General features: G+C 54.4%; 21 protein-coding genes. 7 read left to right on the top strand and 14 right to left on the bottom strand.

Annotated features, from left to right (window positions below):
* Positions 1 to 4: 4 nt before the first annotated feature.
* Together ftsH and rlmE are read right to left on the bottom strand one after the other, a co-directional pair.
* On the bottom strand, positions 5 to 1,939 hold the full coding sequence (ftsH, locus tag C6A40_RS15910) for an ATP-dependent zinc metalloprotease FtsH (RefSeq protein WP_032622921.1): 1,935 nt from the start codon (positions 1,937 to 1,939) through the stop codon (positions 5 to 7).
* Positions 1,940 to 2,041: 102 nt separating this feature from the next.
* Complete coding sequence (gene rlmE, locus C6A40_RS15905) at positions 2,042 to 2,668, bottom strand: 23S rRNA (uridine(2552)-2'-O)-methyltransferase RlmE (RefSeq protein WP_003861812.1); 627 nt, start codon at positions 2,666 to 2,668, stop codon at positions 2,042 to 2,044.
* Positions 2,669 to 2,795: 127 nt separating this feature from the next.
* On the opposite strand from rlmE, the gene yhbY reads away from it, so the two are divergent.
* A complete protein-coding gene (yhbY, locus tag C6A40_RS15900) occupies positions 2,796 to 3,089 on the top strand; it encodes a ribosome assembly RNA-binding protein YhbY (RefSeq protein ID WP_003861814.1) in 294 nt (97 codons plus the stop codon).
* A gap of 151 nt (positions 3,090 to 3,240) precedes the next feature.
* Here yhbY and greA read toward each other — a convergent pair whose 3' ends face one another.
* Positions 3,241 to 3,717 (bottom strand): transcription elongation factor GreA, encoded by a 477-nt coding sequence (gene greA, locus C6A40_RS15895; protein ID WP_003861815.1) that lies wholly within the window; start codon positions 3,715 to 3,717, stop codon positions 3,241 to 3,243.
* Positions 3,718 to 3,945: 228 nt separating this feature from the next.
* On the opposite strand from greA, the gene dacB reads away from it, so the two are divergent.
* Genes dacB through pmrB form a run of 3 tightly spaced genes read left to right on the top strand, consistent with a single transcriptional unit; the run spans position 3,946 to position 7,084 of the window.
* Positions 3,946 to 5,379 (top strand): serine-type D-Ala-D-Ala carboxypeptidase, encoded by a 1,434-nt coding sequence (gene dacB / locus C6A40_RS15890; protein ID WP_021242259.1) that lies wholly within the window; start codon positions 3,946 to 3,948, stop codon positions 5,377 to 5,379.
* A 2-nt stretch (positions 5,380 to 5,381) separates the two neighbouring features.
* Positions 5,382 to 6,044 (top strand): two-component system response regulator PmrA, encoded by a 663-nt coding sequence (gene pmrA / locus C6A40_RS15885; protein ID WP_008501465.1) that lies wholly within the window; start codon positions 5,382 to 5,384, stop codon positions 6,042 to 6,044.
* Complete coding sequence (pmrB, locus tag C6A40_RS15880; RefSeq protein ID WP_023326166.1) at positions 6,041 to 7,084, top strand: two-component system sensor histidine kinase PmrB; 1,044 nt, start codon at positions 6,041 to 6,043, stop codon at positions 7,082 to 7,084. The genes pmrA and pmrB overlap by 4 nt, the downstream gene beginning before the upstream one ends.
* A gap of 34 nt (positions 7,085 to 7,118) precedes the next feature.
* Here pmrB and cgtA read toward each other — a convergent pair whose 3' ends face one another.
* The 4 genes from cgtA to rplU form a co-directional block, all read right to left on the bottom strand.
* Positions 7,119 to 8,294 carry an Obg family GTPase CgtA gene (cgtA, locus tag C6A40_RS15875; protein ID WP_021242261.1) on the bottom strand — a complete coding sequence of 392 codons (1,176 nt, stop codon included), beginning with the start codon at positions 8,292 to 8,294 and terminating at the stop codon, positions 7,119 to 7,121.
* Positions 8,295 to 8,309: 15 nt separating this feature from the next.
* Positions 8,310 to 9,275, bottom strand: a complete 966-nt coding sequence (locus C6A40_RS15870) for a DMT family transporter (protein ID WP_045334589.1) — start codon at positions 9,273 to 9,275, stop codon at positions 8,310 to 8,312.
* A gap of 96 nt (positions 9,276 to 9,371) precedes the next feature.
* Positions 9,372 to 9,629, bottom strand: coding sequence for a 50S ribosomal protein L27 (gene rpmA / locus C6A40_RS15865; RefSeq protein WP_004385076.1), 258 nt, complete (start codon positions 9,627 to 9,629; stop codon positions 9,372 to 9,374).
* 19 nt (positions 9,630 to 9,648) lie between these two features.
* A complete protein-coding gene (rplU, locus tag C6A40_RS15860) occupies positions 9,649 to 9,960 on the bottom strand; it encodes a 50S ribosomal protein L21 (RefSeq protein WP_003025032.1) in 312 nt (103 codons plus the stop codon).
* A gap of 257 nt (positions 9,961 to 10,217) precedes the next feature.
* On the opposite strand from rplU, the gene ispB reads away from it, so the two are divergent.
* Both ispB and sfsB read left to right on the top strand, forming a co-directional pair.
* Positions 10,218 to 11,189 (top strand): octaprenyl diphosphate synthase, encoded by a 972-nt coding sequence (gene ispB / locus C6A40_RS15855; protein WP_008501461.1) that lies wholly within the window; start codon positions 10,218 to 10,220, stop codon positions 11,187 to 11,189.
* Between the two features lie 229 nt (positions 11,190 to 11,418).
* Positions 11,419 to 11,706: a DNA-binding transcriptional regulator SfsB gene (sfsB, locus tag C6A40_RS15850; protein ID WP_008501460.1), complete on the top strand. Its 288-nt coding sequence runs from the start codon at positions 11,419 to 11,421 to the stop codon at positions 11,704 to 11,706.
* A gap of 60 nt (positions 11,707 to 11,766) precedes the next feature.
* Here sfsB and murA read toward each other — a convergent pair whose 3' ends face one another.
* The 7 genes from murA to mlaF form a co-directional block, all read right to left on the bottom strand.
* On the bottom strand, positions 11,767 to 13,026 hold the full coding sequence (gene murA, locus C6A40_RS15845) for a UDP-N-acetylglucosamine 1-carboxyvinyltransferase (RefSeq protein ID WP_008501459.1): 1,260 nt from the start codon (positions 13,024 to 13,026) through the stop codon (positions 11,767 to 11,769).
* Between the two features lie 50 nt (positions 13,027 to 13,076).
* The gene (gene ibaG / locus C6A40_RS15840; RefSeq protein ID WP_008501458.1) at positions 13,077 to 13,331 is read right to left on the bottom strand and encodes a BolA family iron metabolism protein IbaG; all 255 of its coding nucleotides are present in this window, start codon (positions 13,329 to 13,331) and stop codon (positions 13,077 to 13,079) included.
* Positions 13,332 to 13,457: 126 nt separating this feature from the next.
* Positions 13,458 to 13,751, bottom strand: coding sequence for a lipid asymmetry maintenance protein MlaB (gene mlaB / locus C6A40_RS15835; RefSeq protein ID WP_021242262.1), 294 nt, complete (start codon positions 13,749 to 13,751; stop codon positions 13,458 to 13,460).
* Positions 13,751 to 14,386, bottom strand: coding sequence for a phospholipid-binding protein MlaC (gene mlaC / locus C6A40_RS15830; RefSeq protein ID WP_008501456.1), 636 nt, complete (start codon positions 14,384 to 14,386; stop codon positions 13,751 to 13,753). The genes mlaB and mlaC overlap by 1 nt, the downstream gene beginning before the upstream one ends.
* 18 nt (positions 14,387 to 14,404) lie before the next feature.
* Entirely contained in the window at positions 14,405 to 14,953 is a 549-nt protein-coding gene (gene mlaD, locus C6A40_RS15825; protein ID WP_008501455.1) for an outer membrane lipid asymmetry maintenance protein MlaD, read from the bottom strand.
* 4 nt (positions 14,954 to 14,957) lie between these two features.
* Positions 14,958 to 15,740, bottom strand: a complete 783-nt coding sequence (mlaE, locus tag C6A40_RS15820) for a lipid asymmetry maintenance ABC transporter permease subunit MlaE (RefSeq protein WP_008501454.1) — start codon at positions 15,738 to 15,740, stop codon at positions 14,958 to 14,960.
* Between the two features lie 7 nt (positions 15,741 to 15,747).
* Positions 15,748 to 16,560: a phospholipid ABC transporter ATP-binding protein MlaF gene (gene mlaF / locus C6A40_RS15815; RefSeq protein WP_008501452.1), complete on the bottom strand. Its 813-nt coding sequence runs from the start codon at positions 16,558 to 16,560 to the stop codon at positions 15,748 to 15,750.
* Positions 16,561 to 16,787: 227 nt separating this feature from the next.
* Here mlaF and C6A40_RS15810 point away from each other — a divergent pair, with 227 nt between their 5' ends.
* A complete protein-coding gene (locus tag C6A40_RS15810; RefSeq protein WP_045334591.1) occupies positions 16,788 to 17,765 on the top strand; it encodes a calcium/sodium antiporter in 978 nt (325 codons plus the stop codon).
* Positions 17,766 to 17,776: the final 11 nt, after the last annotated feature.

The following is a 17,776-nucleotide window of genomic DNA, read 5'->3' as shown; positions in this document are numbered from 1 at the left end:
TGACTTACTTATCGCCCAACTGTTCTGACATGGTGTTGCCCGGGTTTGGCGTACGCGGTTCATCAACCGGACGCGGTGCACGCGGGGTGCCATTGTTGTCAGAGTTATTGGAAGCGCCTGGGTCTTCCCAGCCTGCTGGCGGACGCACTTCGCGGCGCGCCATCAGGTCGTCAATCTGCGGTGCATCGATGGTCTCATATTTCATGAGCGCATCTTTCATGGAATGCAGAATGTCCATGTTGTCATTCAGGATCTGACGCGCGCGACCGTAGTTACGTTCAATCAGCGCTTTCACTTCCTGGTCGATGATACGAGCCGTTTCATCGGACATATGTTTCGCTTTTGCCACGGAGCGGCCCAGGAACACTTCGCCCTCTTCCTCTGCATAGAGCAGCGGACCGAGTTTGTCGGAGAAGCCCCACTGAGTCACCATGTTACGTGCCAGGTTTGTCGCCACTTTAATGTCGTTCGACGCACCGGTAGAAACATGTTCCGGACCGTAGATAATCTCTTCCGCCAGACGGCCGCCGTACAGGGTTGAGATCTGGCTTTCCAGCTTCTGACGGCTGGCGCTGATCGCGTCGCCTTCAGGCAGGAAGAAGGTCACACCCAGCGCACGACCGCGCGGAATAATCGTCACTTTATGCACCGGATCGTGTTCCGGCACCAGGCGACCGATAATCGCGTGACCCGCTTCGTGGTAAGCCGTGGATTCTTTCTGCGCTTCCGTCATCACCATGGAGCGACGTTCCGCACCCATCATGATCTTATCTTTCGCTTTCTCGAACTCCACCATCGACACGACGCGCTTGTTACCGCGAGCGGCAAACAGTGCAGCTTCGTTGACCAGGTTAGCGAGATCCGCACCGGAGAAGCCCGGAGTACCGCGCGCAATGATTGCCGCGTCGATATCTGGTGCCAGCGGTACGCGACGCATGTGAACTTTCAGAATTTGTTCACGACCGCGAACATCCGGTAGACCGACAACAACCTGACGGTCGAAACGGCCTGGACGCAGCAGCGCCGGGTCAAGTACGTCCGGACGGTTAGTTGCCGCGATAACGATGATACCTTCGTTACCTTCGAAGCCGTCCATCTCAACCAGCATCTGGTTCAGCGTCTGTTCACGTTCATCGTGACCACCGCCCAGGCCTGCGCCACGCTGGCGGCCTACGGCGTCGATTTCATCGATGAAGATAATGCACGGTGCTGCCTTCTTGGCCTGCTCGAACATGTCACGCACACGAGATGCACCAACACCCACGAACATTTCGACGAAGTCTGAACCTGAAATAGTAAAGAACGGCACCTTCGCTTCACCCGCGATGGCTTTCGCCAGCAGGGTTTTACCGGTACCCGGAGGGCCAACCATCAGCACGCCTTTCGGGATTTTACCGCCCAGTTTCTGGAAACGGCTCGGCTCACGCAGGTATTCAACCAGTTCACCGACCTCTTCTTTCGCTTCGTCACACCCGGCAACGTCCGCAAAAGTGGTCTTGATCTGATCTTCCGTCAACATACGCGCCTTGCTCTTACCGAACGACATGGCACCTTTGCCACCGCCGCCCTGCATCTGGCGCATAAAGAAGATCCAGACGCCGATAAGAAGCAGCATCGGGAACCAGGAAATGAAGATAGTAGCCAGCAGGCTTTGTTCTTCTGGCGGTTCACCTACCACCTTGACGTTTTTGGTCAGAAGGTTATCAAGCAGCTTAGGATCGTTCACCGGGATGTAAGTCGTGTAACGGTTACTATCTTTCTTGGTAACGTTGATCTCACGTCCGTTGATACGCGCTTCGCGAACCTGGTCCTGATTGACCTCCTGCAGGAAGGTAGAATAATCCACCTTGCGGCCATTCGACTCGCTGGGCCCAAAGCTCTGGAATACTGACATCAGCACAACGGCAATGACCAGCCAGAGTATTAGGTTTTTCGCCATGTCACTCAAGGGATTAACCTCATATTACAACTGTGTTAAAAACAGCGTCAGGATACTCTATATCCAGTTTCATTCAAACTTTCGTCTGAAATCTCCCGGTTATCATTTTCGCCCGGTCGCTACAATATACACTTCACGGGAACGGGCCCGGGAAGAGTCCGGCTTACGAACTTTGACCTTCGCAAACAGGGAGCGAATTTCCTTAAGATACTCCTCGAAACCTTCGCCCTGAAACACCTTCACAACAAAACTACCACCAGGCGCTAGTACATCACGACACATTTCTAACGCTAGCTCCACCAGATACATGGCGCGGGGGATATCCACCGCCGGTGTTCCGCACATATTTGGTGCCATATCTGACATGACAACCTGGACCTTACTGTCACCTACACGATCAAGTAACGCTTTCAGCACTAATTCATCACGAAAGTCGCCCTGAAGGAAGTCGACACCGACGATGGGATCCATTGGTAAAAGATCGCACGCGATGATTCGGCCCGTTCCGCCGATCTGCGTTACCGCATACTGGGACCATCCGCCAGGTGCTGCACCGAGGTCAACAACCGTCATCCCCGGCTTAAAAAGTTTGTCACTTTGCTGTATTTCATCAAGTTTAAACCAGGCACGGGAACGCAACCCCTTTTTCTGTGCCTGTTGAACATATTTATCGCTAAAGTGTTCCTGGAGCCAGCGGCTGGAGCTGGCAGAACGCTTTTTACCTGTCATTTAACATTTCCGTCCTGGTTCATCGTTGCTTGCCTGTGACGTAAATTTCTACGCAGCTATTTGGCGATATAAGGGAGATGGCGGTAGAATGAACCGTTTTCAATCCCAACGTAAGCAAAAATATACGATGAATCTGAGTACTAAACAAAAACAGCACCTTAAAGGTCTGGCACATCCGCTCAAGCCTGTAGTGATGCTTGGCAACAATGGTTTGACCGAAGGGGTGCTTGCCGAGATTGAACAAGCGCTGGAACACCACGAGCTGATCAAGGTGAAAATCGCCTCTGAAGACAGAGACACTAAAAACCTGATCGTGGAAGCCATCGTGCGCGAAACCGGCGCCTGTAATGTACAGGTCATCGGTAAAACGCTGGTGCTCTACCGCCCATCTAAAGAGCGTAAAATCTCGCTGCCACGTTAAGGATATCCTGAATTAAACACATTTTCTGTGTGAAACGAGGGATTTCTGTCAGCAGGCGAGCAAAATGCCATGCTCCTTGAGTTGATAAAAGGCCGCTACGCGGCCTTTTTCTTTTCTTTACAATGTATCAACATCTTAGTAGAGAAGCGAATTACAGGTATTCAACCTTAATAATTTCGTATTCCACTTCACCACCAGGGGTGCGGATGGTGACAACATCGTCCTGCTCTTTGCCAATCAGGCCGCGAGCAATCGGTGAGTTCACCGAAATCAGGTTCTGTTTGAAGTCAGCTTCATCATCACCCACGATGCGATAGGTCTGCTCTTCGTCGTTGTCCAGGTTCAGCACGGTAACGGTTGAACCAAAAATCACACGGCCATTATTCGGCATTTTGGTGATATCGATAACCTGTGCATTGGACAGTTTTGCCTCGATATCTTTAATACGCCCTTCACAGAAGCCCTGCTGCTCACGCGCGGCGTGGTATTCAGCGTTCTCTTTCAGGTCGCCATGCTCACGCGCTTCCGCGATAGCGGCGATGATTTCAGGGCGACGTACGGATTTCAGAAAATCCAGCTCTTCGCGCAGTTTTTCGGCACCACGTAAGGTCATCGGAATAGCTTGCATTTGTTATACCTCTTAAACATTCCTGTTGGGAGCAGTGTTCCCTGCTCCAGCCCACCTGAACAGGCCAGAAGCAAAAAGAAAACCGACCCGGGAGCAACGCCCCAGGTCAGCAGCAATTTTTCAATTTGATACGCATTTTACCGCGAAGTTCACTATGGGTCATCGTTTACTTTGCAGTGCCATGCACCGTAGTATGACGGTTTGTTTTCGGGTTGTTAGCGCGAGATTATGCGATTTTCCAGTTTTATCATCGGATTGACTACCAGTATAACGTTCACCGCCCAGGCCGCGAATGTTGATGAGTACATTAATCAGCTTCCCGCAGGCGCGAACCTCGCCCTGATGGTGCAGAAGGTTGGCGCACAGGCTCCCGAGATTGACTATCACAGTCAACAGATGGCGCTGCCTGCCAGTACCCAAAAGGTGATCACCGCCCTCGCCGCTCTGCTCCAGCTCGGGCCTGACTTCCGTTTTACGACCACCCTTGAAACCAAAGGTAACGTTGAGGGTGGCGAACTGAAAGGCGATCTTATCGCCCGTTTTGGCGGCGATCCAACCTTTAAACGCCAGGATATCCGCAATATGGTCGCGGTACTGAAAAAAACCGGCGTGCAGAAAATTGACGGCAATGTACTGATCGACACGTCCATCTTTGCCAGCCACGACAAAGCCCCGGGCTGGCCGTGGAACGACATGACGCAGTGTTTTAGCGCCCCGCCCGCCGCCGCGATTGTTGACCGCAACTGCTTCTCGGTTTCGCTTTACAGTGCGCCAAAGCCGGATGACTTAGCGTTTATCCGCATCGCGTCCTACTACCCGGTCACCATGTTTAGCCAGGTTCGCACGCTGGCCAAGGGTTCCCCCGATGCCCAGTATTGCGAACTGGATGTGGTGCCAGGCGACCTTAACCGCTTCACGCTCACCGGCTGCCTGACGCAGCGCGCCGATCCGCTGCCGCTGGCCTTTGCAATACAGGATGGCGCAAGCTATGCAGGCGCCATTCTGAAAGATGAGCTGAAACAAGCGGGAATAACCTATTCCGGCACCCTGCTTCGTCAGACGCAGGTCAACCAGCCCGGCACGGTCATCGCCAGCAAACAGTCTGCGCCGCTGCACGATTTACTGCGAATTATGCTGAAAAAGTCGGACAATATGATTGCCGATACGGTGTTCCGCATGATTGGCCACGCCCGTTTCGGCGTGCCGGGAACCTGGCGCGCGGGCTCAGACGCGGTGCGTCAGATTCTGCGCCAGCAGGCGGGGATCGATCTGGGTAATACCATCGCCGTCGATGGCTCCGGCCTGTCGCGCCATAATTTGATCTCTCCGGCCACGATGATGCAGGTGCTTCAGTACATTGCACAGCATGACACTGAGCTAAACTTTATTTCAATGCTGCCGCTGGCCGGACATGACGGTTCACTGCAGTACCGTGCGGGGCTTCACGCTGCCGGCGTGGATGGCAAAGTCTCCGCGAAAACAGGCTCACTGCAGGGGGTTTACAACCTTGCAGGCTTCATCACTACCGCCAGCGGACAGCGCATGGCATTCGTGCAGTATCTTTCCGGCTATGCCGTCGAACCGACCGATCAGCGCAATCGTCGTATTCCGCTGGTTCGCTTCGAAAGCAGGCTTTATAAGGACATCTACCAGAATAACTAGCGATGAAACTACTTATAGTTGAAGACGATCTGTTATTGCAGGAAGGGCTGGCGCTGGGGCTGGCCAATGAAGGGTATGCTCTCGACTGTGCAGGCACCGCAGCAGAGGCGGATGCCCTGATCCAGAGCGGCGAATACAGCCTGGTGATCCTCGATTTGGGCTTGCCGGATAAAGACGGCGCCACGCTGCTCAGCCAGTGGCGACGTCGCGGCATCAACAATCCCGTCCTGATCCTGACGGCACGTGATGCCATTGAAGATCGTATCACCGGCCTCGATGCAGGCGCAGATGATTATCTGGTGAAGCCTTTCGCGCTCGCGGAGCTGCAGGCACGGGTGCGAGCGTTGATTCGCCGTTATCAGGGCCATAGTGATAACTTACTGACCGACGGCGACATTACGCTGAATTTGCAAACCCAGCAGGTGCTGCAACAGGATCAGGCCGTAGAGGTCACGCCAAAAGAGTTCGCCTTGCTTACGCGTCTGATCATGCGCAGCGGGCAAACGGTACACAGAGAAACGCTCCAGCAGGATATCTACTCCTGGCAGGACGATCCCGGGTCAAATACCCTTGAGGTCCACATCCATAATCTGCGGCGTAAGCTCGGTAAAGACAGGATCAAAACCGTTCGCGGCGTCGGCTATCGTCTGGAGAGCCAGAAATGAACAGCATGCGTCGGCGTCTGATGGTACTGCTGGCGGTCATTCTCCTGTTTTTCCAGCTGATAAGCGTCATCTGGCTATGGCATGAAAGCCGTGAACAGATTGGTTTTCTGGTCAACGAAACGCTGTCAGCGAAAGCGCGCAATAATCACGTTGAGAAAGAGATACGCGAAGCGATTGCCTCGCTGCTGGTCCCTTCCCTGGTGATGGTTGGCTTTACCCTACTCTTCTCTTTCTGGGCGGTCACCTGGATAACCCGGCCGCTGAATAAACTCCGCGCCAGCCTCGCTAACCGTTCAGCCGATAACTTAACACCGCTTCCCATGTTTTCCGACATGGAAGAAATTGGCGCGGTGACGACCTCTCTGAACCAGCTGCTGGCCCGGCTGGATAGCACCATTAAGCAGGAACGTCTCTTCACCGCAGACGCCGCTCACGAGCTGAGAACGCCTCTTGCTGGCATCCGGCTCCATCTGGAGCTGATGTCGCAGTCAGGTGCACCACAGGCCGCCACGCTGATTAGCCGTATCGATCAGCTCATGCATACCGTCGAACAGCTGCTGATGCTGGCCCGGGCCGGACAGGCCATGGCGAGCGGACACTACGAAACCGTGAACTGGACGGAAAATATCATTGAACCTCTCGGCCTGGGGCATGAAGCCAAAGAGCATACGGTGATTTGGCCCGCTAAAAGCGCGCTCACGGTTCAGGGAGACGCCGTTCTCCTGCGCCTCATGCTGCGCAACCTGCTGGAGAATGCCGGGCGCTACAGCCCGGCAGGGACAACGATTACAGTGACATTAACCGAGGTCGACGGCGGGACGCAGATTAGCGTTATCGATCAGGGTCCCGGAATTGATGAAGCGCACCGACAGTCAATTACCGAGCCATTCCGCCGTCTTGACCAGCGCTACGGAGGCAGTGGTCTGGGCCTGAGCATCGTGCAGCGCATCCTCCAGCTCCACCACGGCAGGCTAACGCTTGAGAATGGCGCTGAAGGTGGCTTAATCGCCAGCTGCTGGCTGCCCGCAACGCTGGAATAAAAAAAGCCCCCATAACGGGGGCTTTGAACAGCGATTAGTGCTTGTAGATGAACTCGACGCCTTCTTCGTCGTCTTCATCCCAGTCATCATCCCAGTCTTCATCGTCTTCTTCCGCTTCCAGCTCTTCGAGCTGCTGGCGGTGGTAGTCATCCCACATGAATTCGACTTTTTCAGGCTGTTTGACTTCTTCCGCCTGAACAATTGGGTTCTCAATGATGAAGGTCATCACATCCCAGCACAGATCTTTCACGCCAACCTGGCTTGCCGCAGAGATCAGGTAGTATTTATCTTCCCAACCCATCGCTTCAGCAATGGCTTTCGCTTTTGCTTCCGCTTCGGCTTTGTCCATCAGGTCGATCTTGTTGAAGACCAGCCAGCGTGGTTTGTTCGCCAGTTTCTCGCTGTATTTCTCCAGCTCGCCAACGATGATGCGGGCGTTTTCAACCGGATCGGAACCGTCGATAGGATCGATATCAATGAGGTGCAGCAGCACGCGGCAGCGCTCAAGGTGTTTCAGGAAGCGAATGCCCAGACCCGCCCCTTCCGCGGCGCCTTCAATCAGGCCCGGAATATCGGCGACCACGAAGCTCTTCTCGTTATCCATACGGACAACGCCCAGGCTTGGTACCAGCGTGGTAAACGGATAGTCAGCCACTTTTGGCTTCGCCGCAGAAACCGCGCGAATAAACGTCGATTTACCTGCGTTTGGCATACCCAGCATACCCACGTCAGCCAGAAGCATCAGTTCCAGCTGCAGGTCGCGCTTATCGCCCGGCGTACCCATCGTTTTCTGACGCGGCGTACGGTTAACGGAAGATTTGAAACGGCTGTTACCCAGACCGTGCCAGCCGCCTTTCGCCACCATCAGGCGCTGACCGTGTTTGGTCATGTCGCCCATGGTTTCACCCGTCCCCTGGTCAATCACACGCGTACCGACCGGAACTTTAATGGTGACGTCTTTACCGCGTTTCCCGGTACAGTCACGGCTCTGGCCATTCTGGCCACGTTCGGCGCGGAAGGATTTTTCGAAACGGTAGTCGATCAGCGTGTTGAGGTTCTCATCCGCCTCCAGCCACACGTCACCACCATCCCCACCGTCGCCGCCATCAGGACCGCCACGAGGGATATACTTTTCACGACGGAAGCTCACGCAACCGTTGCCGCCATCACCAGCCACGACCAGGATCGTCGCTTCATCAACAAACTTCATTTTACTCTCCGTAACTCATTCGCCTGAGCGGGGGACTACTACAACCGCTTCATTTTTGCGCCAACGTCCCCAAAGACGATGACCAATGGCGGAATACATCGCGCCCGCAACCACGACAAACGCACCGAGATAACCCAACAGGTTGAGCATCGGTCTGACGAAGACATCGGGCCAGGCCATTGATAACAAATCTGAAAATAACAGCGTAAACAGCGGGGTAAGCGTGATCAACGCGCTCACCTGTGCTGCCTGCCAGCGCGCCATCGCTTCGGCCAGCGCGCCATAACCGACCAGCGTGTTCAGCCCACAAAAAATGAGGCACGCCAGTTGCCAGTCGCTAAGCTGGGTAATCACGCCCGGCTTCGCTAATGGCAGCAATGCTATTGTACACAAAGTGTACAGCAAAAAGAGGATCTGCTGTGAGGCAAGCCGACGCAATAACACCTTTTGCGCGACGCCATAGCTCACCCAGACCGTTGCTGCCCCCACACCGAAAATGACACCCCAGGTGTAATCCGTCAGGCGGGTAAAAATCTCGATCAGACTGGTGTTGAAGAACATCACCAGACCGCACAACAGCATGCTCGCCCCGATAATCTGCGTACCGCGCATCTTCTCCTTGAGGATAAAGACGCTGGCGACCATCATGCCCACCGGCGAAAGCTGACCAATCACCTGCGACGCCGTGGGGCTGAGATATTGCAGGGAAGAGCTGAACAGGATGAAGTTACCGAACAGACCGCCCGTTGCGATAGCCAGCAACACCAGCCAGCGCGGTTTACGGAAGAGCCGCAAGGGTGGAAGCTTACCTTTGATGGCCAGAATCGCCACGAGGCCGATGCTTGCCATCAGAAAGCGATAAAAGACCACCGTAGGCGGCTCCATCACTTCCAGTACCTGCTTCATTGCAATTGGCAGCGCACCCCAGCACATTGCGGTTGTGAGCGCCAAAAGAATTCCTATGCCGGCCTGCTGCTTCATGCCCGTTTTCCCTACAGAAAAAATTACCGGGTTTCCAATGTAAAAAGCCCCGCAACAGGGTGCGGGGCTTTAATCCGTTACCGGACCGAGAAAACCTTACTCAGCAACGATGCTGATGTATTTACGGTTGTTCGGGCCTTTAACTTCAAATTTCACTTTACCGTCTGCTTTAGCAAACAGAGTGTGGTCACGACCGCAACCTACGTTGTTGCCAGCGTGGAATTTGGTACCACGTTGACGAACGATGATGCTACCCGCCAGAACGGATTCGCCACCGAAACGCTTAACGCCCAGGCGTTTAGCTTCTGAATCGCGACCGTTACGTGTGGAGCCGCCAGCCTTTTTATGTGCCATTTAAATCTCTCCTCAGGTCTTAGGCGCTGATGCCAGTAATTTTCACATCAGTGAACCACTGACGGTGGCCCTGCTGCTTACGGTAGTGCTTACGACGACGAAACTTAACGATTTTAACTTTCTCGCCACGACCGTGTGCAACAACTTCAGCTTTGATAACGCCGCCATCAACGAAAGGAACGCCGATTTTGACTTCTTCACCGTTTGCGATCATCAGAACTTCTGCGAACTCAACAGATTCGCCAGTTGCGATGTCCAGCTTTTCCAGGCGAACGGTCTGACCTTCGCTTACTCGGTGTTGTTTACCACCACTTTGGAAAACCGCGTACATATAAACTCCGCTTCCGCGCACGTCCTCGTATGAATCAGAGTGCGCTATAAATATTCACAATAGGGCGCGAATATTACGCAAAACGCGAGCCTTTGACAAGTGCTACCGTCAATACATGAAGAAAAAAAACACAACACGTACGGTAACGTTTATCTGAGCCGTTTTTTCAGTACAATCAGCACTACTATTGATAAACCGAAACCCTTCGTTACCCCATTGAAGATGGGATCAACAGGATAAAAAGCCCGGCTTTTGCGATGAATTTAGAAAAAATCAACGAGTTAACCGCGCAAGATATGGCGGGTGTGAATGCAGCAATCCTGGAGCAACTCAACTCTGACGTTCAGCTGATCAATCAGTTGGGCTATTACATTGTCAGCGGCGGCGGTAAACGCATTCGTCCGATGATTGCTATTCTGGCTGCCAGAGCCGTTGGCTATCAGGGAAATGCCCACATCACTATCGCCGCGCTCATCGAATTTATCCACACGGCGACGCTTCTGCACGACGATGTGGTGGATGAATCGGATATGCGTCGTGGCAAAGCCACGGCTAACGCCGCGTTCGGGAACGCAGCCAGCGTCCTGGTGGGGGATTTCATCTATACCCGCGCCTTCCAGATGATGACCAGCCTGGGTTCCCTGAAAGTGCTGGAAGTGATGTCCGAAGCCGTTAACGTCATCGCTGAAGGCGAAGTGCTGCAGCTGATGAACGTCAACGACCCGGACATTACTGAAGAAAACTACATGCGCGTCATCTACAGCAAAACCGCGCGCCTGTTTGAAGCGGCGGCCCAGTGTTCCGGCATTTTGGCGGGCTGTACCGAAGCGCAGGAAAAAGGCCTGCAGGACTATGGCCGCTATCTGGGCACAGCCTTCCAGCTGATTGACGATCTGCTGGACTACAGTGCGGACGGCGAGACGCTCGGCAAAAACGTTGGCGATGACCTGAACGAAGGCAAACCGACCCTGCCGCTGCTCCACGCCATGCGTAACGGAACGGCCGACCAGGCGAAGATGATCCGTGAAGCGATTGAGCAGGGAAATGGCCGCCATCTTCTGGAACCTGTACTGGAAACCATGGCAATCTGCGGATCGCTGGAATGGACGCGTCAGCGTGCAGAAGAAGAAGCCGACAAGGCCATCGAGGCCCTTCAGGTCATTCCAGACAGCCCATGGCGCGAGGCACTGATTGGCCTTGCCCACATCGCCGTTCAGCGCGACCGTTAATCTCCCTTTTTCTCCCTGCGAACCTGGCGGGGAGATTCCAGTACACACCAGTAAATTCCGCGTTCATGTAAATTCATCGGTTTAGAGACCGCATGAATAAAGCCATGTCTTATTCTGAATATTCCTTCAAGTAACGCGAACTTTTTAGAACAAGAGTTCGAAATGGGTATAGTAAACCCGTCGTTTCAGAAGAAACGGCGTAGGTGAATCCGAACTTAAGGACGGCGTTATGGATACGAAATTTATCGACTGGCACACGGCTGATATTATTGCCGCACTGCGCAAAAAAGGCACTTCACTGGCAGCAGAGTCCCGCCGCCATGGACTGAGTTCTTCAACTCTGGCAAACGCCCTCACCCGCCCCTGGCCAAAAGGAGAATTAATTATCGCAACGGCGCTGGACACGCATCCGTGGGTGATTTGGCCTTCGCGCTACCACGATCCTGTCACCCATGAATTTATCGACAGATCGCGCATGATTCGCCAGAGAAAAGTAAAAAAAGAATCGCAGGAATAAGGTTTTTTTGACAGGAACAGCAACCCCCCGGTCATTTCTGGCAGGGGGCTGCCGGAACGATTACTCGCCCTTCACACGCTCGATATTGGCACCCAGCGCGCGCAGTTTATCTTCGATACGCTCATAGCCACGATCGATGTGATAAATACGATCCACGATCGTTGTGCCTTCCGCGATACAACCCGCCAACACCAGGCTGGCAGACGCACGCAGATCGGTTGCCATCACCTGAGCACCGGACAGTTTCTCAACGCCGTGGCAAATCACGGTATTACTTTCGATCTCGGCACGTGCCCCCATACGGATCAGCTCCGGTACGTGCATAAAGCGGTTCTCGAAAATGGTTTCCGTGATAAAGCCGGTCCCTTCGGCGACCAGGTTCAACAAGGTGAACTGTGCCTGCATGTCAGTTGGGAACGCCGGATGCGGTGCCGTACGCACATTGACCGCTTTTGGACGCTGTCCATGCATATCAAGGCTGATCCAGTCTTCACCGATTTCGATATCCGCACCCGCATCGCGCAGTTTCGCCAGCACTGCATCCAGGGTATCTGGCTGCGCGTTGCGACAAACAATTTTCCCGCCAGAGATCGCAGCAGCGATCAGGAAGGTACCGGTTTCGATACGGTCCGGCAGTACGCGATAGACACCCCCGCCCAGACGCTCAACGCCTTCGATGGTGATGCGGTCGGTACCCTGACCAGAGATCTTCGCACCCAGCGCCACGAGGAAGTTGGCAGTATCCACAATCTCCGGTTCACGCGCGGCGTTTTCGATGATCGTGGTCCCTTCTGCCAGCGTTGCCGCAGACATAATGGTCACCGTTGCGCCCACGCTCACTTTGTCCATAACAATGTGCGCGCCTTTCAGACGACCATTGACGGACGCTTTCACGTAGCCTTCTTCCAGCTTGATCTCTGCGCCCAGTTTTTCCAGGCCAAAGATGTGCAGGTCAACCGGACGCGCACCGATAGCGCAACCACCCGGCAGCGAGACCTGACCCTGACCGAAACGCGCCACCAGCGGGCCAAGCGCCCAGATGGAAGCACGCATGGTTTTCACCAGATCGTAAGGGGCAGAGAAGTTATTCACCTTGCTGGCGTCGATCCAGACGGAACCGTTACGCTCGACTTTCGTGCCCAACTGGGTGAGCAGCTTCATGGTGGTGTCGATATCTTTCAGCTTCGGTACGTTCTGAATCTCTACTGGCTCTTCCGCAAGCAGCGCAGCAAAGAGGATGGGCAGCGCGGCGTTTTTCGCGCCAGAAATTGTGACTTCGCCCTGGAGACGCGTTGGCCCCTGTACACGAAATTTATCCATGGTGTGCTCTCTTATAAATTCAACCGTGCTGCGGGCCTGTCGCCCTCAGCTCAAAAACCGTTTAGTTTGCGATCGCGTGCCCACTCTTGCGGGGTGAACGCTTTAATCGACAGGGCGTGGATGCGGTTATCCGCAATATATTCCATCAGCGGCGCGTACACAGCCTGCTGTTTCTTCACACGGCTCATACCGTCGAACATCTCACCCACAGCAATAACCTGGAAGTGACTGCCATCGCCTGTGACGTGGGCTTCCTGAAGGGAGAGTGCATTCATCAGCACTGTCTGGATTTCATGATTTTCCATGGGCTCTTAATCATCTGATAGTGAAAACAAGCCCAACATCTTAGAGCAAAGTGGCGTCGTCTTAAACAAGCAAAAAGCCCCGACGATGAAACTGTCAGGGCTTTCGGAAGTAACGCACTGAAAATATTAACGAGGCAGTACGTCCTGAGGGAGATTGTAGAGCTGCGCCAGAGTCACGACATTCTCGCTCGCGCCGCGAAGCGTGACGCTCGCCCCCTGCTTTTTCCCTACCGCAACCAGATGGGCAAGCAGTGCAACGCCTGCCGTATCTACCCGCGTGACGTCGGTTAAGTCAATAACCGTCACGCCCTGCATGGCCTCATGGCGTTTATCCCATAACGGGTTCAGCAGATCCTGATCCAGCTCACCGGACAGCTTTAATGTCTCGCCTTCACGCGACCAGCTGAGTTGCTGTGACATTACTTCTTCTCGTCCAGACTAATTTTCTGACGAGCGATGGACTGCAGCTGCGCGGTCAGGCCATCAATCCCCTTGGTGCGCAGCAGGTCGCTCCACTCGTTCTGTTTGGTGGTGATCATGCTTACGCCTTCGGCGATCATGTCATACGCCTGCCAGTGGCCGGTCTGGCTGTTTTTACGCCACTGGAAATCCAGACGCACCGGCGGACGACCATTAGGATCGTTGATCGTTACGCGAATAGGGACGATGGTCGCATCACCCAGCGGCTGCTCCGGGGCGATCTGATAGGTCTGACCGTGGTACATCGCCAGCGCCTGACCATACGCCTGCTTCAGGTATTCACGGAAAGCGGCAAAATAGGCATCACGCTGCGCCGGGGTTGCGTCTTTGTAATAGCGGCCCAGCACCAGGGCTCCCGCATATTTGATCTGCACGTACGGCAGCAGCTCCTGGTCAACCACGTCACGCAGGTAATCAGGATTAGCACGAATCTTAGGCTGCTCGTTTTTAAGACGATCGAAGGTTTTCTTCGCGGCTTCGTCCATCAGTTTGTACGGGTTACTCTGATCCGCCGCGTGCACCGCGGTGAGAGGGGCAATAACCAGCATGGCAACCATTAACAGTCGTTTAAACATGAATGACTTCTCCTGATATTAATTCGCAGCACCTGGGGTCGGCGCAGCATTGGTATGGTCTTCACTCTGCGCAGGGGCATTGTCAGACTTTTTATCATCCCCTTTACTGTTGTAAAGGAACTGACCAATCATATCTTCCAGCACCATGGCGGACTTGGTGTCCTGGATCACGCTCCCGTCCTTAAGGATAGTCGTTCCCAGCTCGGGGTCTTCAAAACCGACGTTAAGCGCCAGATATTGTTCGCCCAGCAGACCGGAAGTCCGGATAGAAAGGGAGCTGGTGTCCGGAATGTGGTTGTAACGCTCTTCGATATCCATCGCGACACGTGGCAGATAGGTCTTCTCATCCAGCGTAATGTCAGATACGCGTCCGATCACCACGCCGCCAATACGGACCGGTGAACGCGCCTTCAGCCCGCCGATGTTATCGAAGGTGGCATAGATGCGATACGTCGGCTCGGTGCGCACAGACGTGATATCCGCCGCTCTCAGGCAGATAAACAGCGCGGCCAGCAGCGCCAGCAGCAGGAATACACCGACCCAAATTTCATTTTTTCTCGTTTGCATGAACTCAATTCCCAAACATCAGTGCGGTGAGCACAAAATCCAGACCCAGTACGGCCAGCGACGAATGAACGACTGTACGTGTAGTTGCGCGGCTAATGCCCGCCGACGTCGGGATGGCATCGTAACCATTGAACAATGCAATCCAGGTGACCGTAATGGCAAATACCACGCTCTTAATCAGGCAGTTAATCAGATCCATTCGCAGATCAATGGCGTCCTGCATGGCAGACCAGAAGAAACCGGCATCAATGCCTTTCCAGTGCACGCCGACCAGCGAACCGCCCCAGATCCCCACGGCGACAAACAGAATCGTCAGCAGCGGTAAAGAGATGACCCCGGCCCAGAAACGCGGCGAGATCACGCGACGCAGCGGATCGACCGCCATCATCTCCATGCTGGAGAGCTGCTCGGTCGCGCGCATCAGGCCAATTTCAGCCGTTAAGGCCGACCCCGCGCGCCCGGCGAACAGCAGCGCCGCCACAACGGGCCCCAGTTCACGCAGCAGCGAGAGCGCCACCAGCATCCCGAGGCTGGTTTCCGCACTGTAGGTTGTCAGCACCAGGTAGCCCTGCAGACCCAGCACCATACCGATAAACAGACCGGAGACAATGATGATGAGCATCGACAGCACGCCGACGTTATAAAGCTGACGCACCAATAGCGGCGCGTGCTTACGGAATTCCGGCTTGCCGACCAGCGCGTTGAATAACATCAATCCGGCACGCCCGAACGTCCTGATGGTTTTTATGCCACGGTGTCCGAGAGCGGCCAACGCATTTAACAGCATGAGTGGCTTAACTCCCTATTCCCAGTAAATCGTCACGATAGTCGCCCGCCGGATAGCGGAACGGCACAGGGCCATCGGCAATACCGTCGAGGAACTGCCGCACGCGCGGATCGCAATTTTCCTGCAGCGCCTGGGCGCTACCGTGTGCGACGATCTTTTTGTCCGCTACGATGTAGGCGTAATCGGCAATGCTCAACACTTCAGGTACATCGTGAGACACCACAATGCAGGTGACGCCAAGCGCGCTGTTCAGCTCAGAGATGAGCTTCACCAGCACGCCCATCGTGATGGGATCCTGCCCGACAAACGGTTCGTCGAACATGATTAAATCAGGTTCTAATGCGATGGCTCGCGCCAGCGCGGCACGACGCGCCATCCCGCCGGACAGCTCCGAAGGCATCAGCTTCGCGGCGCCCCGCAGCCCGACGGCTTCTAGCTTCATCATCACCGTGCTTTTCAGCAGCGCAGGCGGCAGGCTGGTATGCTCGCGCAGCGGATAGGCAACGTTATCAAAGACGTTCATGTCGGTGAACAAAGCCCCCGACTGAAAGAGCATGCTCATGCGTTTGCGAACAGTATACAGGCGCGAGCGCGACATCTCCGGGATGTTTTCGCCATCAAAGAGGATTTCACCGCTATCCGGTGGGATCTGCCCACCGATAAGGCGGAGCAGGGTCGTTTTACCGATCCCGGACGGCCCCATGATGGCAGTAATTTTGCCACGCGGCACGGTCAACGAAATATCATCAAATATCAATCTGTTGGCGCGAGAAAAACTCACCCCGCGGACATCGACTAAATTCGCCATGGTTTGGCTCATTTATGGTTCCTTTCTTATCCTGCTCACGTTAAGGCATGTAGCCTGAATCAGCCCTAAACTCCGCATTTTTACAGAATAATAACCGTAGAGGTTAGCGAAAGCTGGCATTTGTTTTACTTTTCCGGCGCATAAAGTCAAAATTAGGAATTCGTTACGCCTCAGACTGTATGCAGTCCAGCCATTCCCGAGCAATGGACCGACGAGTATACCTGAAGAAAGGACTTTTGATGCTTTTAGCAACAGCACTGTTAATAATTGGTTTACTGTTGGTGGTCTACAGTGCTGACCGTTTAGTGTTTGCTGCATCTATCCTGTGTCGCCTGAGTGGCGTACCGCCTGTTGTCATCGGGATGACCGTGGTCAGCGTAGGAACGTCGCTTCCTGAAATCATCGTCTCTGTCTCTGCCTCGCTGCATGGTCAGGTAGACCTGGCAGTCGGCACCGCCATTGGCTCTAACATCGTCAATATTTTATTGATTTTAGGCCTGGCCGCGCTGCTCCATCCTTTTCGCGTGCATTCTGATGTTCTGCGCCGTGAATTGCCGCTAATGTTACTCGTAAGCCTGCTGGCAGGGTGCGTATTTTACGATGGCGTACTGAGCTACAGCGACGGCATTTTCCTGCTGGCGCTGGCCGTTATTTGGCTGCTGTATAGTGTTAAAATCGCCCGTCAGGCTGAAAAGCAGGGTCAGGATAGCCTCACGCGCGAGCAGGTCGCCGAGCTTCCACGAGAAGGCACGCTGCCTGTTGCCCTGCTCTGGCTGGGCGTCGCGCTGATCATCATGCCGATGGCAACGCGCATGGTCGTGGATAACGCGACGGTGCTGGCGAACTATTTTGCCATCAGCGAGCTGACCATTGGCCTGACGGTGATTGCCATCGGCACCAGCCTGCCGGAGCTGGCCACCGCCATTGCGGGGGCCCGTAAAGGTGAGGATGACATTGCCATTGGTAATATCATCGGCTCTAACATTTTTAATATCGCCATTGTGATGGGCCTGCCAGCCCTGATTTCGCCAGGGCCCTTTAATCCTCTGGCGTTCTCACGTGATTACGGCGTGATGTTGCTGGTCAGCGTAATTTTTGCCCTGCTCTGCTGGCGGCGGCAACGACAGATCGGCAAAGGCGCAGGCGCGCTGCTGACGGGTGGATTTATCGTATGGATGGCGATGCTGTACTGGCTCTCGCCTCTTCTCTCTGGGTAAACGGAAACGCA

It is taken from the genome of Enterobacter sp. GER_MD16_1505_Eko_090 (assembly GCF_003331015.1).
GTDB lineage: Bacteria > Pseudomonadota > Gammaproteobacteria > Enterobacterales > Enterobacteriaceae > Enterobacter > Enterobacter roggenkampii.
The sequence above is the reverse complement of the archived record's forward strand: the minus strand, read 5'-3'. Positions and strand labels throughout refer to the sequence as shown.

Bases quoted from the DNA above. Each gene is read 5' to 3' on its own strand.
- ftsH (WP_032622921.1), bottom strand. From the start codon at position 1,939: ATGGCGAAAAACCTAATACTCTGGCTGGTCATTGCCGTTGTGCTGATG.
- rlmE (WP_003861812.1), bottom strand. From the start codon at position 2,668: ATGACAGGTAAAAAGCGTTCTGCCAGCTCCAGCCGCTGGCTCCAGGAA.
- yhbY (WP_003861814.1), top strand. From the start codon at position 2,796: ATGAATCTGAGTACTAAACAAAAACAGCACCTTAAAGGTCTGGCACAT.
- greA (WP_003861815.1), bottom strand. From the start codon at position 3,717: ATGCAAGCTATTCCGATGACCTTACGTGGTGCCGAAAAACTGCGCGAA.
- dacB (WP_021242259.1), top strand. From the start codon at position 3,946: ATGCGATTTTCCAGTTTTATCATCGGATTGACTACCAGTATAACGTTC.
- pmrA (WP_008501465.1), top strand. From the start codon at position 5,382: ATGAAACTACTTATAGTTGAAGACGATCTGTTATTGCAGGAAGGGCTG.
- pmrB (WP_023326166.1), top strand. From the start codon at position 6,041: ATGAACAGCATGCGTCGGCGTCTGATGGTACTGCTGGCGGTCATTCTC.
- cgtA (WP_021242261.1), bottom strand. From the start codon at position 8,294: ATGAAGTTTGTTGATGAAGCGACGATCCTGGTCGTGGCTGGTGATGGC.
- C6A40_RS15870 (WP_045334589.1), bottom strand. From the start codon at position 9,275: ATGAAGCAGCAGGCCGGCATAGGAATTCTTTTGGCGCTCACAACCGCA.
- rpmA (WP_004385076.1), bottom strand. From the start codon at position 9,629: ATGGCACATAAAAAGGCTGGCGGCTCCACACGTAACGGTCGCGATTCA.
- rplU (WP_003025032.1), bottom strand. From the start codon at position 9,960: ATGTACGCGGTTTTCCAAAGTGGTGGTAAACAACACCGAGTAAGCGAA.
- ispB (WP_008501461.1), top strand. From the start codon at position 10,218: ATGAATTTAGAAAAAATCAACGAGTTAACCGCGCAAGATATGGCGGGT.
- sfsB (WP_008501460.1), top strand. From the start codon at position 11,419: ATGGATACGAAATTTATCGACTGGCACACGGCTGATATTATTGCCGCA.
- murA (WP_008501459.1), bottom strand. From the start codon at position 13,026: ATGGATAAATTTCGTGTACAGGGGCCAACGCGTCTCCAGGGCGAAGTC.
- ibaG (WP_008501458.1), bottom strand. From the start codon at position 13,331: ATGGAAAATCATGAAATCCAGACAGTGCTGATGAATGCACTCTCCCTT.
- mlaB (WP_021242262.1), bottom strand. From the start codon at position 13,751: ATGTCACAGCAACTCAGCTGGTCGCGTGAAGGCGAGACATTAAAGCTG.
- mlaC (WP_008501456.1), bottom strand. From the start codon at position 14,386: ATGTTTAAACGACTGTTAATGGTTGCCATGCTGGTTATTGCCCCTCTC.
- mlaD (WP_008501455.1), bottom strand. From the start codon at position 14,953: ATGCAAACGAGAAAAAATGAAATTTGGGTCGGTGTATTCCTGCTGCTG.
- mlaE (WP_008501454.1), bottom strand. From the start codon at position 15,740: ATGCTGTTAAATGCGTTGGCCGCTCTCGGACACCGTGGCATAAAAACC.
- mlaF (WP_008501452.1), bottom strand. From the start codon at position 16,560: ATGAGCCAAACCATGGCGAATTTAGTCGATGTCCGCGGGGTGAGTTTT.
- C6A40_RS15810 (WP_045334591.1), top strand. From the start codon at position 16,788: ATGCTTTTAGCAACAGCACTGTTAATAATTGGTTTACTGTTGGTGGTC.